The sequence below is a fragment of the Kangiella sediminilitoris genome, assembly GCF_001708405.1.
GTDB classification, from domain to species: Bacteria; Pseudomonadota; Gammaproteobacteria; order Enterobacterales; family Kangiellaceae; genus Kangiella; species Kangiella sediminilitoris.
Genome location: NZ_CP012418.1, coordinates 2,071,650 through 2,086,880 on the forward strand (window position 1 = coordinate 2,071,650; position 15,231 = coordinate 2,086,880).

At 43.9% G+C, this 15,231-nt stretch carries 15 protein-coding genes and 1 pseudogene; 5 read left to right on the forward strand and 11 right to left on the reverse strand.

Annotation, left to right across the window (positions count from 1 at the left end):
• Nucleotides 1-34 precede the first annotated feature (34 nt).
• The 10 genes and pseudogenes from hflC to orn form a co-directional block, all read right to left on the reverse strand.
• The gene (gene hflC, locus KS2013_RS09640) at nt 35-925 is read right to left on the reverse strand and encodes a protease modulator HflC (protein ID WP_068993128.1); all 891 of its coding nucleotides are present in this window, start codon (nt 923-925) and stop codon (nt 35-37) included.
• Entirely contained in the window at nt 915-1,949 is a 1,035-nt protein-coding gene (hflK, locus tag KS2013_RS09645) for an FtsH protease activity modulator HflK (protein ID WP_068993131.1), read from the reverse strand. Before hflK ends, hflC begins: the two co-directional genes overlap by 11 nt.
• Nucleotides 1,950-2,051: 102 nt before the next feature.
• Nucleotides 2,052-3,341, reverse strand: a complete 1,290-nt coding sequence (gene hflX / locus KS2013_RS09650) for a ribosome rescue GTPase HflX (RefSeq protein ID WP_068993134.1) — start codon at nt 3,339-3,341, stop codon at nt 2,052-2,054.
• 113 nt (nt 3,342-3,454) lie between these two features.
• Nucleotides 3,455-3,799 (reverse strand): annotated as a pseudogene (hfq, locus tag KS2013_RS11855) (RNA chaperone Hfq); the annotation flags it as partial.
• A gap of 181 nt (nt 3,800-3,980) precedes the next feature.
• On the reverse strand, nt 3,981-4,916 hold the full coding sequence (gene miaA / locus KS2013_RS09660) for a tRNA (adenosine(37)-N6)-dimethylallyltransferase MiaA (protein ID WP_068993136.1): 936 nt from the start codon (nt 4,914-4,916) through the stop codon (nt 3,981-3,983).
• Nucleotides 4,909-6,687: a DNA mismatch repair endonuclease MutL gene (mutL, locus tag KS2013_RS09665; protein ID WP_068993139.1), complete on the reverse strand. Its 1,779-nt coding sequence runs from the start codon at nt 6,685-6,687 to the stop codon at nt 4,909-4,911. The genes miaA and mutL overlap by 8 nt, the downstream gene beginning before the upstream one ends.
• Before the next feature lie 5 nt (nt 6,688-6,692).
• Entirely contained in the window at nt 6,693-8,009 is a 1,317-nt protein-coding gene (locus KS2013_RS09670; RefSeq protein ID WP_068993147.1) for an N-acetylmuramoyl-L-alanine amidase, read from the reverse strand.
• Nucleotides 8,010-8,050: 41 nt separating this feature from the next.
• Complete coding sequence (gene tsaE / locus KS2013_RS09675) at nt 8,051-8,566, reverse strand: tRNA (adenosine(37)-N6)-threonylcarbamoyltransferase complex ATPase subunit type 1 TsaE (RefSeq protein WP_068993150.1); 516 nt, start codon at nt 8,564-8,566, stop codon at nt 8,051-8,053.
• A complete protein-coding gene (locus tag KS2013_RS09680; RefSeq protein WP_068993153.1) occupies nt 8,567-10,171 on the reverse strand; it encodes a bifunctional ADP-dependent NAD(P)H-hydrate dehydratase/NAD(P)H-hydrate epimerase in 1,605 nt (534 codons plus the stop codon).
• 3 nt (nt 10,172-10,174) lie between these two features.
• Nucleotides 10,175-10,729 carry an oligoribonuclease gene (orn, locus tag KS2013_RS09685; RefSeq protein ID WP_071890174.1) on the reverse strand — a complete coding sequence of 185 codons (555 nt, stop codon included), beginning with the start codon at nt 10,727-10,729 and terminating at the stop codon, nt 10,175-10,177.
• 107 nt (nt 10,730-10,836) lie between these two features.
• Between orn and KS2013_RS09690 the strand changes: the two genes are divergently transcribed.
• From KS2013_RS09690 to KS2013_RS09705, 4 genes are all read left to right on the forward strand, one after another.
• Nucleotides 10,837-11,205, forward strand: coding sequence for a 4a-hydroxytetrahydrobiopterin dehydratase (locus KS2013_RS09690; RefSeq protein WP_068993156.1), 369 nt, complete (start codon nt 10,837-10,839; stop codon nt 11,203-11,205).
• A 25-nt stretch (nt 11,206-11,230) separates the two neighbouring features.
• Nucleotides 11,231-12,250: a small ribosomal subunit biogenesis GTPase RsgA gene (gene rsgA, locus KS2013_RS09695; protein WP_068993159.1), complete on the forward strand. Its 1,020-nt coding sequence runs from the start codon at nt 11,231-11,233 to the stop codon at nt 12,248-12,250.
• A gap of 393 nt (nt 12,251-12,643) precedes the next feature.
• Nucleotides 12,644-13,495 (forward strand): archaetidylserine decarboxylase, encoded by an 852-nt coding sequence (gene asd / locus KS2013_RS09700; protein ID WP_068993163.1) that lies wholly within the window; start codon nt 12,644-12,646, stop codon nt 13,493-13,495.
• A 132-nt stretch (nt 13,496-13,627) separates the two neighbouring features.
• On the forward strand, nt 13,628-14,179 hold the full coding sequence (locus KS2013_RS09705; RefSeq protein WP_068993166.1) for a cytochrome b: 552 nt from the start codon (nt 13,628-13,630) through the stop codon (nt 14,177-14,179).
• A 39-nt stretch (nt 14,180-14,218) separates the two neighbouring features.
• On the opposite strand, the gene KS2013_RS09710 is transcribed toward KS2013_RS09705, so the two are convergent.
• Entirely contained in the window at nt 14,219-14,737 is a 519-nt protein-coding gene (locus KS2013_RS09710) for a DUF937 domain-containing protein (RefSeq protein ID WP_068993170.1), read from the reverse strand.
• A gap of 111 nt (nt 14,738-14,848) precedes the next feature.
• On the opposite strand from KS2013_RS09710, the gene KS2013_RS09715 reads away from it, so the two are divergent.
• Nucleotides 14,849-15,226, forward strand: coding sequence for an MGMT family protein (locus KS2013_RS09715; RefSeq protein WP_068993173.1), 378 nt, complete (start codon nt 14,849-14,851; stop codon nt 15,224-15,226).
• Nucleotides 15,227-15,231 lie beyond the last annotated feature (5 nt).

Here is a 15,231-nt window from a genome sequence, read left to right on the forward strand (position 1 = left end):
GCCAGCTAAGCTGGCCCTATTCGAGAACTATTAGTTAATTAACGCCTTTAGCGTCTTTAAAGTATTTAAAGAACTCGCTATCCGGTTTAATCACTAAAATATCATCCTTGCCTTTAAATGACTCTTTATATGCATCGAGACTTCTCAAGAAGGCATAGAAATCACGGTTTTTGTTATAAGTTTTGGCGTACATTTCAGCAACTTCTGCATCAGCTTCACCACGACGTGTTCTAGCATACTCATCTGCTTCAGCTAGTGTCTGCTTCACTTCCGCATCCGTTTCTGCTCTGATGATATTAGCCTTTTGCTGGCCTTCACTTCGAATCGCTATGGCTTTTGCTTTACGCTCAGAAATAATCTGGTTATAAACATCAGCCAACACTCGGGAAGTATAGTTAACCTTCTTCACGCGCAGATCAACAAGTTCAATACCATATTCACTAACCTTAGGGTTAACGAAACCTTTGATATCGTCCATCAGATCATCTCGCTGCTCGGAAATAGCCTCTTCCAGAGTACGTTGACCAAACTGGTTACGTAAACCGTTATCGATGAATCGCTCCAGACGGCCTTCAGCTTCATTAAAGTCACCGCCAGTTTTCAAATAAAACTGCGAAAAGTCATTAATTCGCCATTGTGCGTAGGTATCAACATCAAGGAACTCTTTGTTTTCAGTGGTGAAAACATCTGGCTGTCCATCCATTGTTTGAGTTCGAGCATCCAGCTTAATGACACTCTCAATATATGGAATCTTGAAGTGTATACCTGGAGCATAAACCGTTGGCATATTGTCAGCATCACGAGCGACTTTGCTAAATCTTAACTTTAGCGCTCTCTCCCCTTCGTCAATCACGAAAATTGAACCGGAAAGAATCAATAGAATAATGACCGTAATAATTGCTATAAAGAAGTTTTTATTTGGCATTGTTAACTCCCTTAGTATTTTTCATGATTTTATCAAGCGGGATGTACATCATGTTGTTGCCACCTTCAACGTCTATAACGACTTTAGAAGTATTGGCTAACACTTGCTCCATCATATCGATATACAAACGAGTTCGCGTGATTTCAGGTGCTGCTTCGTATTGAGGTAGTAACTGTTCAAAACGTGCAACTTCACCTTTAGCTTTACCAAGAACCTGTGAGTAGTAACCGTTAGCCAACTGCTTGATTTCTTCCGCTTTAGAAATGGCTAAAGGTAGCTCTCTATTTCTGTAAGCATCGGCTTCTTGCTCAAGTCTTTTTGCATCCTGAGACGCTCTATTCACCTCTTCGAAAGCATCATTCACTTCTTTCGGCGGCTTAGCACTCTCAAGAGTGATAGTACGTACTAACAAACCGCTGTTGTATGAGGTTAAGATTTCTGGAAGCAACGCCTGAAGCTCCGCCTGAATTTTAGCTTTGCCATCGGTAAGAATCGGATCAACATCAGAATTACCGACAACCTGTCTCAAGGCACTCTCAGAGGCCTGAATCAAGGCAGTCTTTGGGTTTTCCAGATTGAATAAATAATCTTTTGGCTTATTGACCTGATACTGAATACCAATATCAACTTCGATAATATTGATATCTTTAGTCAGCATGATTGCACTGATTCTCTCTTCACGGATTTTATCAATATTAACTTTCTTGATTTTCTGGATACCAAAAGGAAGCCAACCAAGACCGGGGTTAACCGTTCTTGAATATTCACCGAAATGAAGGATGACACCACGCTCAGCTTCTTTGACCGTATAAAAACCTTTAACGATGTAGAATATTGCGAATATTACAATGCCAATAACAAGGAAGTTCTTTCCTCCGCCATCAGAATTTTTGCCACCACCAAAAATGCCGCCTATTTTATCACCGACTTTTTTGATCAGGTCTTCCAGATCATCGTTGTTTTGATTAGGACGTTTCTTGCCCCATGGGTCTTGATTGTTATTACCCGGTTCATTCCAGGCCATATAGACTTCTCCAATGTTTATCTATGAATTCACAAGCTTAAATAAAGTATGGGCATTTAGCCCAAATCCAACCAGTCTCTTGGTTTCAGGACACTTATAGTATCATGAACTCAACACAAACTGGCTTAAATCTTTTCCTAGCTGTCGCCCCAGACGGATCCAGTCGGATTCATCTAATCGAACATCCAGAATCATGTCACCATTGTCGCCACTATCTTCGTTTTCAACAGCCTGCAGCTCGTACAGCAACCCTCGCAACCGACCTTCCTGTGGTGGTAGTTGCAACCTGGCCTGAAACTGCTTCTCCTCTGCCAGTTCTTCAAGTGCCTGCAACAACAGGTCAATACCTTGATCTTCTACCGCCGAGGTCCATACTCTTATCGGTAACCCCTCGCTGTCCCTATCTATTCGGGGCTTAGCCCCTTCGATCATATCAATTTTGTTATATACTTCCAGCGTACGTATTTTATCGGCACCAATATCTGAAAGTACTTCCATTACCTGCTCGATATTCTCGTCTCTGCGTTCACTGGCAGCATCAATAACATGAAGAAGAACGTCGGCCTCTACTGACTCTTCGAGCGTCGCTCTGAAAGCAGCAACAAGCTCATGGGGCAGATGACGTATAAAACCAACGGTATCCGCTAAAATAACATCACTTCCCTGAGGAAGAGATACTCGCCTCAAGGTTGGATCCAGTGTTGCAAAAAGCTTATCCTCAGCCAGTACTTCAGCTTCTGTCAATCTATTAAACAGTGTGGATTTTCCCGCATTCGTGTAACCAACGATTGATACCGTCTTAATATTTGCTCTTTTGCGCGAACGTCGACCCTGCTCTCGCTGTCTGCCCACTTTATCAAGACGTTTTTCAATGTATTTAATGCGGTCACGTACTAAACGTCTATCCGTTTCTAGCTGCGTCTCACCCGGACCACGCATACCAATACCACCTTTTTGCCTTTCAAGGTGAGTCCAGCCCCGTACGAGCCGAGTTGATAGGTGTCTAAGCTGCGCCAGCTCAACCTGTAACTTACCTTCAAAGGTGAAAGCCCGCTGAGCAAAAATATCCAGAATTAAGCCAATCCGGTCAATCACACGACATTTAACTACCTGCTCAATATTTCGTTCCTGAGCAGGAGATAGGTTATGGTTAAAAATAACGACATTGGCATCCGTCGCTTGTTTAGCGCTAAGGATTTCATCAATTTTGCCTTTACCAATAAAGAACTTGGGATCGGGCGTATGCCGCTTAGCTGTGATGATATCCATCACCTTCAGGCCAGCGGAGCGCACGAGCTCTACAAACTCCTGTAAATCTTCCTGGTTAGCCTCTTGATCAAAATCAATGTGTACTAGAATGGCGGACTCGCCACCACTGTGTCGGTCAAACAATCAATAACCTCAGAATAGGATACTGCTTAGAATAGAATAGTGTAATGCTACCCGCCGGAATTAGCCAGCGAGTAGCTAAAAACTCTTACTGGTGATGTCGTTGGATGTTACAGACCACCCATTGGGCCGCCGCTGTAACCGCCTCCGCTGCCGCTAGACATAGGACCGCCCATTCCTGGACCACCCATGCCACCTTGACCGCCCTGGCTGTCATTCTGTCCACCGTTCTCACCGTTATTCTGGTAATGGCCTCTGACATTCCGAATCGGCACAACGGTCGATATCGCATGCTTATAAACCATCTGGCTTACGGTATTTTTCAGCAGGATTACAAACTGATCAAACGATTCAATTTGCCCCTGAAGTTTTATGCCATTTACTAAATATATTGAAACGGGAACTTTCTCACGACGAAGTGCGTTCAAGAAAGGGTCTTGTAGTGATTGCCCTTTTGACATTGTTCTCTCCTGTTATTTATAAAATTTATCATTTCCGCATCAGTTTTTATTATTAAAACATTGACGACGAAAGCTAATATTCTTTTACTACTTCTACAAATCTTAATCGGAACTCATTCCACTTTGAAGTGTACATGATTTAATCAAGCAGATCGAGATATATCAATAAGATAGATCCTGCTCAATTCAGTTTTATTAAGTGTATCACGTCCTGATAAATCTCAGATGATGTCCTTTGAGAGTTAATCCAGTGCAGGTTAGGCCAGCTTCGTAGCCAGGTAAACTGACGCTTTGCTAATTGCCTGGTAGCGATGATACCTCTTTCAACAGCTTCCTCTAGACCCAGTTCACCCTCAAGGTACTGCCATAATTGCCGGTACCCCACCGATCTGATAGAAGGTAAATCTGCATGCAAGTCACCTCTCTGATATAGCGATTCGACCTCCTGCAAAAAGCCCTGCTCCATCATGAGTTCAAAGCGCTTATGAATGCGATGATGCAAAAACTGTCTATCCTCGGGGGCCAATGCTATTTGTGTCACCTCATAAGGAAATTCTTCTGGCTCTTGCTCCCGATGTAGCTGGCTTAATGGTTTGCCAGTGATGTAATACACCTCGAGTGCTCGTAGCGTTCGCTGCGGGTCATTTTCATGGATTCTTTGTGCCGACTCGGGGTCAACCTGTTTTAACTCCTCATGCAGATGAGCCAGACCGCCCTGCTCCAGGCGATTCTGTAATTGATTTCTAACCTCTGGTTTAGAGTCTGGCAAGTTACTCATTCCCTCAAGCAATGCCTTGTAATAAAGCATGGTGCCACCAACAAGGAGAGGTGTATTTCCATGTGCTGTAATATCTGCCATCTCAGTTAGCGCATCTTCACGAAACTGAGCCGCTGAATAGGATTCAGATGGATCGCATATATCAATCAAACGGTGTGGTGCCTGAGCCAACTCGTCAGCAGAAGGTTTAGCAGACCCAATATCCATCCCCTTGTAAATCATCGCAGAGTCGACGCTGATAATCTCGCACCGATGTTCTTTAACTAGTCGCATGGCTAAATCGGTCTTACCCGAAGCCGTTGGCCCCATCAGAAATATGGCTTTGGGTTTATTACTCATCTAAGGTCTTACTCCATCCAACCTTCTTATTGCCTTCCTGCGACATCAGCCAGCGACTAATATCATCAACATCAAGCAAGAAACAATACTCAGAGTCCTGCCAAGCATGTGGCTCAATAAGCTCAATCCAATTTTCAGAACCCGCGGGCTGCCAATACTCTTCTATTTGGCTTAATAAATTGCGTTGCAGTTCAGTAAGCCCGCATTGGTTAGTATGAGCGTCTGAAATGATTTGCTGAAGCCAGTCACCTGTTGCTACCTGCTGAACTGCAGAAGGGACTCTTCGCAGCGCAGCAGAGTATGGTCCTGTCTGATTCACATCGAAGCCTAGATTATCCAGCATTTCGATCATACTTTCTGACATCTGTTCTGAAGGCAAAGATAGACGTTCGGGTATAAGCAACGGCCGCTGTTTAACTTCGCCCTGCTTCCACTCACTGCTCAATAATTGCTTCATGTGTTCGAGCATGAAATTTTTGATATCCAATAACAACATATCTGAACCAGCCGACTGGATTAGGTACCGCTGCCCTACCACCAGATAGTCACCTGCCTTAGCAGAGGGCTTTTTAGCAAATGATTGGTAATGCCGTTCGCCCTTTTGGGCTTGATTCAGGGCTTTTGTAGATAGATTTCTGGAGTCCTGCATAACCCCAGCGGCCAATCTTGGATGATAATACTCATCCTGCGAATAATTCTCTTTTGGTTGATAGCGCCCTTTCAGCTCCTCTACCTGGCGTAACTCGCTGGCATCATAAATTTCTTCCTGTGATTGCAGATGTTCACTGACAGTTTTTGTAATAAAGTCATGGACTCTACGGGCATCAGAAAAACGAACTTCATGTTTGGTTGGGTGAACATTAACATCAACCAGCTCAGGGTCGAGTTCCAGATACAGGACATACGCAGGGACACGCCCAGTTGGCAGCAAGTCTTCATATGCCTGCCGGATGGCGTGGTTTAGGGTTCGGTCACGAACGGCACGCCCGTTAACAAATACATACTGACTTAAGTTGGAGTTTTGATGGCGCTCAGGACTAGAGATCCACCCCCACAACCTCAGATCTTCGATATCACTATCCAGGAATATTGATCCAGACAGAAAGTTATTACTTACTATGGTTCCAACACGCTGTTGCTGTTGTTCTTTGGAGTGAGCAGCAGGGATCCGCTTAGTCACTTTTCCATTATGTTTTAAGGTAAATGCCACTTCAGGCGAGGCCAGGGCGACACGCTTAATGGTTTCCTCAATATGCACATATTCGGTGCGTTCAGCACGCAGGAATTTTTGTCGTGCAGGAGTATTAAAGAATAAATCCCTGACTTCGACAATGGTGCCGTTGGGCATGGATCTTGGCTGAATGTCAACAGCCGTATCCTGTCCCTGTGCAATTGCGGACCAACCACTATCACCCTCATCTGAGGCAGTTGATTTAGAGCTTAGGGTCAGCTTCGCTACCGAGCTAATACTGGCAAGTGCCTCGCCACGGAAACCCAGGGTGTAGATAGCTTTTAAATCCTTAGTTTCCTCAATTTTACTGGTAGCGTGCCTTTCCAGAGCCAATTCCAGTTGAGAGCGCTCGATACCGTTGCCGTCATCGGTGACCCGAATAAGCCTGGCACCACCACGATCCACATCAATTTGGATACGCTTTGCTCCGGCATCAATTGAGTTCTCCAAGAGTTCTTTCACAACAGAAGACGGTCTTTCAACGACTTCCCCAGCAGCGATCTGGTTCGCTAATAAGGGAGAAAGCTTTTTAATTTGCATGAAATTTAGCTGCTTGGAATAACCAGTTTTTGGCCAATTCGTACCATATTGGAAGTCAATTTATTGGCTTGTTTTAATTTACTGACGCTGGTGTTAAATCTACGAGCGACCTTTATCAGGCTGTCGCCACGTTTAACATGATAGACGTTCTTACGATATAAATTCGCAAACTTTGTTCCATCTGGTGCATGACTCTTAAAGTAATCAATCACGCCTTCCTTCACGGCAGATGCCAGCTTGCGGCGGTAATCAGATGTTTTTAATAGACGCTCTTCCTGTGGGTTAGAAATGAACCCGGACTCAACCAGAATAGATGGAATATCCGGATTTTTCAAAACCACAAAACCTGCTTCTTCAACATGCTTTTTATGCATTTTGGGTGCTACTCGGGCCATTTCATTGTGCACTTTTTCACCCAAGGTTAAACTTGCTTGAATTGAGTGCTCCATCTGCAAATCCAAAATGACCTGAGCAACAGGTTTTTCATACACAGAAAGATCTAAATTAGTGTCCACCCCGCCCAGTAGCTCTGACTCGGTTTCCTGCTTTCTTAACCAGCGAGCCAGTTCAGAACGAGCGCCCCGGGTGGATAGAATCCAAACTGAAGCACCTCGGGCACGGCTGTTTTTGAAACTATCTGCATGGATGGATACAAAAAGATCAGCTCGATGCTGTCGCGCAATAGCTGTCCTTTTTCTCAAAGATAAATAGAAATCAGTTTCTCGGGTTAATACGGCTTTCAAGCCATTGACCGAGTTAATTTGGCGTGCCAGCTCTTTAGCTAACTCTAAGGTAATATGCTTTTCTTTCTGACCGGTAGGTCCACGAGCTCCGGGATCCTCTCCACCGTGTCCGGCATCAATTGCAACTATAATATCCCGATTGCTACTCCCATCCACAACAGGTGGTTTTATCACTTTGCGCTTTTTATCAACCAGATCGATCACCAGGCGATCACTATATTCCTGATATGGCTTCAGAGAAAAACTATTAGGTTCAGCGCTTTTGGTTAAATCCAGGACAAGCCTCAACACGCCTTCTTTAGGCGGCTTACTTTGCCGAACACGCTTCACAAGATCACTTTTTATTTCGAGCTGGCTTAGATCAACCGTAACTCTGGAATCAGGGATATCGACAACAATTCGATCAGGATTTTTAAGGACAGACAGTTCATGCTCAACAGGCGAGGTCAGGTCGAAAACCACTCGCGTTGACTCTGGAGATTGCCAAAACCTCATGCTCTTAATTACCGCTGCCTGAGCGGCAAAACCAAGCAACAAGGTTGAAGCCAGTAATAATTTAGTCAGTTGTTTTGTTATCATTGTTACGCTACTGCTAGGCTCCCTAACGATTTTTGCATAAATTAAAGCCTGTTGGCTAGTCTTTGACGGATTTTTTGAATATTAAAAAAACCATTACCTTCTTGCTTCAGAGTTAATTCAGCAACTCTCGACTCACCGTCATAATTCATTTTTATAACCAGATCCGCTTCTGGGATCATCCCAGCACCTTTATCAGGCCACTCAAAAATCAGTATAGAGTCTTGGTCCTGATACTCCCGAATGCCGATATATTCCAACTCTTCGGGATCAGCTAAACGATATAAGTCAAAATGAAATACTTTCATCCGATCCAAGTCATAAGGCTCAACCAAGGTATAGGTCGGGCTTTTAACAGCACCCTCATGGCCAAAACCCTGCAATATGCCCCGAACCAAGGTCGTTTTACCAGCTCCCAGCTCACCATATAAATATACGACCAGTGGCGCTGAAAAGTCCTTTGCTAACTCCCGCCCTAGAGCCACCGTGTCTTTTTCTCCAGCGAGAGCAAAGGTCAATCGCCCCCCCTCATTATTTTGCTCATCAAACAGTTTTATCATTTACTCTTGTTCCAACTGGTTAATTAAACGATTCAATGCACTAATAACCTCTGATGCCAGCATTCCACGATGACGTCCAGCTGCAGCGCTTTTTCCTGCTGCAAAGTGAAGCTCAGATGCCAACATCGCTGTCTCCAGGGGGTTAACACCCTGAGCCAATAGGCTACAAATCAAACCAGTTAACACATCGCCCAGGCCTGCAGTCAAAAAGGCAGCATCGGCACCCGCAGTGACATATGACTCGGTTCCATTACTGACAATAGTTGCCGCGCCCTTAAGCACACAAGTTGCTCCGTACTTTCGAGCAAGGTTTTCCGCCACTTTGATTCTATTTTGCTCTACGTAAGCTGTATCGACGCTTAACTGTGGCTCAATGCGGCCAGAAGCTAACACATCCTGCTCCTTTGCATTTAATAATCTAACTGCTTCTCCTGCGTGGGGTGTGATAATACAGTTTTTAGGTAAGGTATAAGAACCCTTGGACAACCAATAAAGCCCGTCTGCATCAATCACCACTGGAGTCTCAGAGTCTTTAAGCGCTATCATAGCCTGTTCGAATCGGCTTCGTGCTATTGCATCACGTCCGAGTCCAGGACCTATTGCTACAGCCTGAAAGCGCCCAAGCTGCTGCTCAAACCTAGACTCAATATTTTCCGATTCACTCAAGCCATACCACATCACCTCTGGGCAGTAAGCTAAAGCAGCTGACTGATTGTCGCTATCCAGCCAACAGGAAACAAGCCCGGCCCCAGTACTGATTGCACTGTTGGCGCTCAAGATAGCAGCACCACCGAGATTTTTGCCACCACCAATAACCAGTACATGTCCGGCATCAAACTTTGAACCAACCGCAGAGCGCTGTGGCAGCAAATGTTTTAGTTCAGTCAGTTTCGGCCTCCATGCCGCTGGTCTTTCGGCATACGATAGTGGCTCCTGCACGCCCAGATTTTCTAATATCAATCTTCCCTGATACTGCAGTGCAGAGTTCATTACCTGTCCAGCTTTCAATGCAACAAAACTAATCGTTATATCAGCCTGAAACACGGTAGGTTTACCATCATACTCTGCTACGCAACCTGAGTCCGCATAAACCCCCGTGGGGATATCCAGAGAAACCTTAATCGCACGAATAGCATTTATTGCCTCAATTGCTTTTCGATAGGGCTCATATAGCTCACCATTGACACCCGTACCCAATAAAGCATCGATGACAACCTCGTATTGATCATTACGTTGATTAAAGCTATCCCACTCCAATACTTCAAACCGCTGGTGCTCAGCTTTTGTATTTACCGCAGACTGTAGCGCCTGCCAGGCCTGTGCAGGGTCGCCGGAGAGCTTCTCATAGGGTTTCAATGCCAATAGAGTCACATCAAAGCCTGCTTCTAAAGCCAGCCGAGCTACCACCAGACCGTCACCAGCATTATTTCCCGCACCGGTAGCAATCAACCACTGACGTGCTTCTCCCACCTGTTTTTGAATCTGAGCAAAAGCACCTGAGCCTGCGCGCAGCATAAGCTCATAGAGATCAATCTGCTTTTGCTTAACAAAAGCAGTTTCTATAGCTTTTATACTGTCAACAAAAAATAGCGGCTGTGCAGTCATGTTTTACTCTTCATTTAAATCAATAAAATGTTCTCGGTAATAGGCACATTCAGCTATCGACTCACGAATATCGTCAAGGGCAAGGTGAGTGGCACTCTTGGTGAAACCAGGAAGTATTTTTGGCTTCCAGCGACGAGCTAATTCTTTTATGGTGCTGACGTCGATATGTCGATAATGAAAGTAGGCTTCCAGCTGTGGCATGTGCTTGACCATAAACCGTCGGTCCTGACAGATAGTATTACCACACATGGGAGATTTCCCTTCAGGAACCCACTGCTTTAAAAACTCGATGGTGAGTCTACTCGCTTCCTGCTCGTCAATGTCGCTGTCTTTCACACGCTGTGTAAGGCCTGACTTACCATGTTGCTCTACACACCACTCATTCATATTGTTTAGTGTGTCATCATCCTGATGAATAGCTAACACGGGGCCTTCTGCTAAAATATTGAGATCCTTATCGGTGACGATGGTGGCTATCTCAATGACCTTATCTATTTCTGGATCCAACCCCGTCATTTCAAGATCAACCCAAATTAAATTGTCCGCTTGTTGCGTCACAAAGCACTCCTCTTTGTTGAGTTTTGCTAAAAAAAACAATTCGTTTCGGTTATTATAGACACAATTTTAAACACATGCAGATCAAAGCAAAAAATTTTGGAGTATTTATGGAACAGTTAGCATCACAGCAATGTGTACATAACGACGACTCAAAAAAGCCACTCGAGGATGAAACCCGCGACTCGTTGCTTAAAGAGCAGCTGCCTGAGTGGAACTACGATGCTGATAAGGGCGAAGTATCTCGTAAATTCAAATTCAAAAACTATTACCATACGATGGCATTTGTTAATGCCGTGGCCTGGATAGCAAATAAGCAGGCTCACCACCCTGATCTGGAAGTCAGCTACGGACATTGTCTTGTTCGCTATACCACGCACGATGCGGGTAACAGTTTATGCCTGAATGACCTGATTTGTGCAGCACACATTGATACACTGGAAGATAACGGTAATTTCGGACCAAACTTTCAAGACTGATTAAGACTTAACAAAGGGCCAGACCTTGGGCAAAAAACATAAAAGAAAAGCTCCGACTAGAAAGAAACGTCAAAGTAACCTTTCTGGTGATAACCAGCAGACTTCTCAGGAGCTTAATTCTGAAGTGCCCGAAATGCAGGACCTGGGTCCTGCGGAAGAAGGTATTGTCATAAGCCGATTTGGTCAGCAAGTCGATATTGCTGACCAGAATTTCGAAACCATTCGCTGCTTTTTGCGGCGCTCGAACGAAGTTCCGGTAGTCGGTGATAGAGCCAAATTCAAACGTCAGGATAAATTGAAAACAGGCGTTTTAGTCGAACTGGAAGAACGTAAGTCACTACTAAAACGTCCCACGCCACACCATGGTATAAAACCGGTTGCTGCCAATATCGATCTGATTGCACTGTTGCTGGCACCCGAGCTTGGCTTTTCCGAAATGCTACTGGACCGCTATCTAGTTGCAGCCGAATCAAGCGGTATTCCGGTCTGGCTTATATTTAATAAGTGGGATTTACTGGATGAACAGGAAAAGTCTGAAATTGAAAATAGACTGCAGACATACAAAGAGATTGGTTACCCGATCTATTTCATCAGCGCCAAACATGGTGACCAAGTCGATCAGCTGGTCGAAGACCTGCGTGGCAAACAGTTATTATTAGCAGGTCAATCCGGTGTCGGAAAGTCAACGCTCATCAAATACCTGTTCCCTGGCTTAGAAGTTTCCACGGCAGATATCTCAGAAACCTCAGGGCTTGGTACCCATACCACCACAGCTTCCCGTTTGTATAAACTTGACGAAGAAACCTTCCTGGTCGACTCACCGGGAGTGAGAGAGTTCGGTCTGTGGCACCTTGAAGACAGTGATATCCAGCAGGGCTTCGTTGAGATTTATAAACTCGCCGAAAACTGCAAGTTCCGCAACTGTAAACATATAAAAGAACCCGGCTGTGCCGTTCTTGCTGCCGCTGAAAAAGGGGAAATTGCTGAGTCACGCATGAAAAATTATCATCACCTGATCCAGCATTATGATCAGCAGTTTAGTTAACAAAGGTGTTACAACCACGCTGCCTGACTTAACTCTCTAACTCTTTTTTATTTGCCAATAAGAATAATGAAATTAAGCTTATGGGGGGATAAACCCTAAAAAGAAATTAGCTACAACAGTAGGCACTAGGCTTTTAACTCTCTTCTTTGCCAAAAAGTACGCGACCAAAGTGGCAACCACTACCCATAAAAACACAAAATTAATAACAACAGTGGCGTTAAGATCCATTCAATAAGTCTCCTTAGAATAACGGCAATTTATGCTATCATCTAATCATAAATTTTCTTCAGGAGTTTATGCAAGTAAAGAAAGTACAACCTGGAATATTGAGAATAGTTATACTCCAATATTTAGGTTACAATTCAAATAATTAAGTTTAAATCAAAGATCACCATGGCCGATAAACTCAAAGTCTTACTTCAATACTTAATCCCACAGCACGGGATTTCTATCCTTATGGGGAAAGTAGCGGAAAGTAAAAATCCAACTCTTAAAAATGCTTTTGCCAAATGGTTTATTAAAAAGTACGGCATCGACATGAGCCTGGCTGAACGCGAAAATCCAGAAGACTACGAAACCTTCAATGACTTTTTTACTCGTAGCCTGAAGCCGGAATTAAGACCTATTGCTGAAGGCGATAAGGTTTTGGTCAACCCTGCTGATGGTAAAATCAGTCAACGCGGAAAAATTGAAGAAGGCTATATTTTCCAGGCAAAAGGTCATCGTTTCAGTGCGAAAACGTTGCTCGGCGGCGATGCTGAGTTAGCCAGACCATTTGAAAATGGTGACTTTGCGACGATTTATTTATCCCCAAAAGATTATCATCGTGTACATATGCCGATCAGCGGTAAGCTGACTAAAATGATCCATGTCCCAGGCAAGTTATTCAGCGTTAACCCTCTTACCGCCCGCAATGTTCCCAATCTGTTTGCTCGTAACGAACGCGTCGTCGCAATGTTTGATACCGAAATCGGCTCAGTTGCTATGGTGCTGGTTGGTGCAACCATCGTTGGCAGTATTGAAACCGTATGGGAAGGCACCATAACTCCACCTACTCGCGACGATGTTAAGGTCTGGGATTATCAGGGTAAGGATATTCGTCTTGAAAAAGGTGACGAGATGGGTCGATTCAAACTAGGCTCTACGGTCGTTCTATTATTCCCGGAAAACACGGTCAAGTGGGAAAAACAGATGAAAGCTAATGCCACCACAGTAATGGGTACCCCCTTAGCTTTAACAAATTAAGTAACTCAATATATAAACTTAAAACACCACGTCTCAAAAAAAGGGCAAGGGACAAGTGTCGCCTTGCCTTCCTCAAAATAATCTGCCATTCTTTAGTCAAACAATTGATAATTAAAACATTTGGAGACTAGTATGTCGGTAGCCCCTGCAACCACAAAATACCCTTTAACCATGCGCTTGCTGCACTGGCTTATCGGTATTTTAATCCTAGGAATGATTGCCTCAGGCTGGTATATGCATGGATTGCCCGATGAAGAACCACTAAAAGAAGAGCTTTACAGCCTACACAAATCCTTTGGCATTACACTATTGCCGCTAATTCTTATTCGTCTTTTGGTGAGACTTTCCAGTCCCATTCCCGAGCTTCCACCACAAATGTCCTGGTGGGAAAAAGTTCTTTCCAAGCTTACTCATTTTTTACTATACCTTCTAATGTTCTCGATTCCCTTATCTGGAATTATAATGATGGACTACCTGGGAATCTTCCCTCTAGAGTGGTTCGGTGTTTTCACCATGCCGGATTTAATCCCAGATGATATGGATATGTTTGAACAACTAGGGGAAGTTCACGAGATTCTTGCTTATTCGCTGCTGGGGCTAATTCTGTTGCATATCCTTGGTGCTTTAAAGCATAGATTTATGGACAAGGGTAAAGACACCGATGTACTGAAGCGTATGATTTAATTTAAAAAGCCCTGCATAATGCAGGGCTTTTTTGATGGGCTAGAAAATTTTTACAATCATTCCGGAGGCATCATCCAGAGCTACATTATCATTATCCAAATCCAGCACATTACGTAAGAAACGTCTTTTATCATCATGCTCCTGGATATCCTTGCTCAATGTTCCCATTAATAGATTAGCAGTTACAGGCAACATTTGTTTCATTACTCCCAGATCAAAACCTGTTTTATTCGTAACATATCTCGCCACTTCTCTGCTCTTATCCTTGGTCTTGATGATATGGCCCAAAATAGAATTACCATTATCAATAGCCTTTTCCTCAGTAATTTCCGCCGGCCTTTCTATATACTGTTCATTCCCGTCATCCAGCAATGCCCTCATAACCGCTTCAAACTCGTCCTGAAGCTGGCAGTTGTGTCTAAGACCATGGATAAGTAGTGGCAAAAAATATCTGAATACCTTATCGGACTCATCTTGTTCCAGGTTATATTCCGCTCCAATATGTTTAATAACGTCCTTATTTTGCTCACCAAGCACTCTCTCAAGAAGATCTTGCATCGCTAACCCCTCGTTATTTATCCTTACACTACATTAGAATATACTCCTTGTATGAAAATCAGGCAAAACTGATATTCATACACTCTCTTTATTTTTTATAGTGAGAAATCTATGACATCAAGAATGGATCACTTCCGCCAACAGGTCTACTATTGGGTTAAAAAAATCCCCAAAGGGAAGGTAACCAGTTATGGTGCTATAGCCAAGCTCGCAGGATTCCCTCGCCATGCCAGGCATGTTAGTAAAGCCTTAGGCTCAGCTCCTGATCGTAAATCTCTACCCTGGCAGAGAGTTATCGGTGCTGATGGAAAAATAGCATTCCATCCTGATAGTGATCACTACGCCTTACAGCAGACGTTATTACAAAAAGAAGGAATTAGAGTGATTAATGGAAAGGTAGATATGAAGCGCTTTAGCTGGGAGAGCCCTTTACAGCAGTCTGAGCATCAAACGGAAAACAATATGCGGGCAGAGGAATTCTTTAGATAGAGTCT

What these genes read in the sequence shown, in the direction of transcription:
- KS2013_RS09715 (WP_068993173.1), top strand. Translation starts at nt 14,849, where the DNA reads ATGACATCAAGAATGGATCACTTCCGCCAACAGGTCTACTATTGGGTT.
- KS2013_RS09680 (WP_068993153.1), bottom strand. Translation starts at nt 10,171, where the DNA reads ATGACTGCACAGCCGCTATTTTTTGTTGACAGTATAAAAGCTATAGAA.
- KS2013_RS09690 (WP_068993156.1), top strand. Translation starts at nt 10,837, where the DNA reads ATGGAACAGTTAGCATCACAGCAATGTGTACATAACGACGACTCAAAA.
- KS2013_RS09710 (WP_068993170.1), bottom strand. Translation starts at nt 14,737, where the DNA reads ATGCAAGATCTTCTTGAGAGAGTGCTTGGTGAGCAAAATAAGGACGTT.
- asd (WP_068993163.1), top strand. Translation starts at nt 12,644, where the DNA reads ATGGCCGATAAACTCAAAGTCTTACTTCAATACTTAATCCCACAGCAC.
- tsaE (WP_068993150.1), bottom strand. Translation starts at nt 8,566, where the DNA reads ATGATAAAACTGTTTGATGAGCAAAATAATGAGGGGGGGCGATTGACC.
- KS2013_RS09670 (WP_068993147.1), bottom strand. Translation starts at nt 8,009, where the DNA reads ATGATAACAAAACAACTGACTAAATTATTACTGGCTTCAACCTTGTTG.
- miaA (WP_068993136.1), bottom strand. Translation starts at nt 4,916, where the DNA reads ATGAGTAATAAACCCAAAGCCATATTTCTGATGGGGCCAACGGCTTCG.
- mutL (WP_068993139.1), bottom strand. Translation starts at nt 6,687, where the DNA reads ATGCAAATTAAAAAGCTTTCTCCCTTATTAGCGAACCAGATCGCTGCT.
- hflC (WP_068993128.1), bottom strand. Translation starts at nt 925, where the DNA reads ATGCCAAATAAAAACTTCTTTATAGCAATTATTACGGTCATTATTCTA.
- KS2013_RS09705 (WP_068993166.1), top strand. Translation starts at nt 13,628, where the DNA reads ATGTCGGTAGCCCCTGCAACCACAAAATACCCTTTAACCATGCGCTTG.
- hflK (WP_068993131.1), bottom strand. Translation starts at nt 1,949, where the DNA reads ATGGCCTGGAATGAACCGGGTAATAACAATCAAGACCCATGGGGCAAG.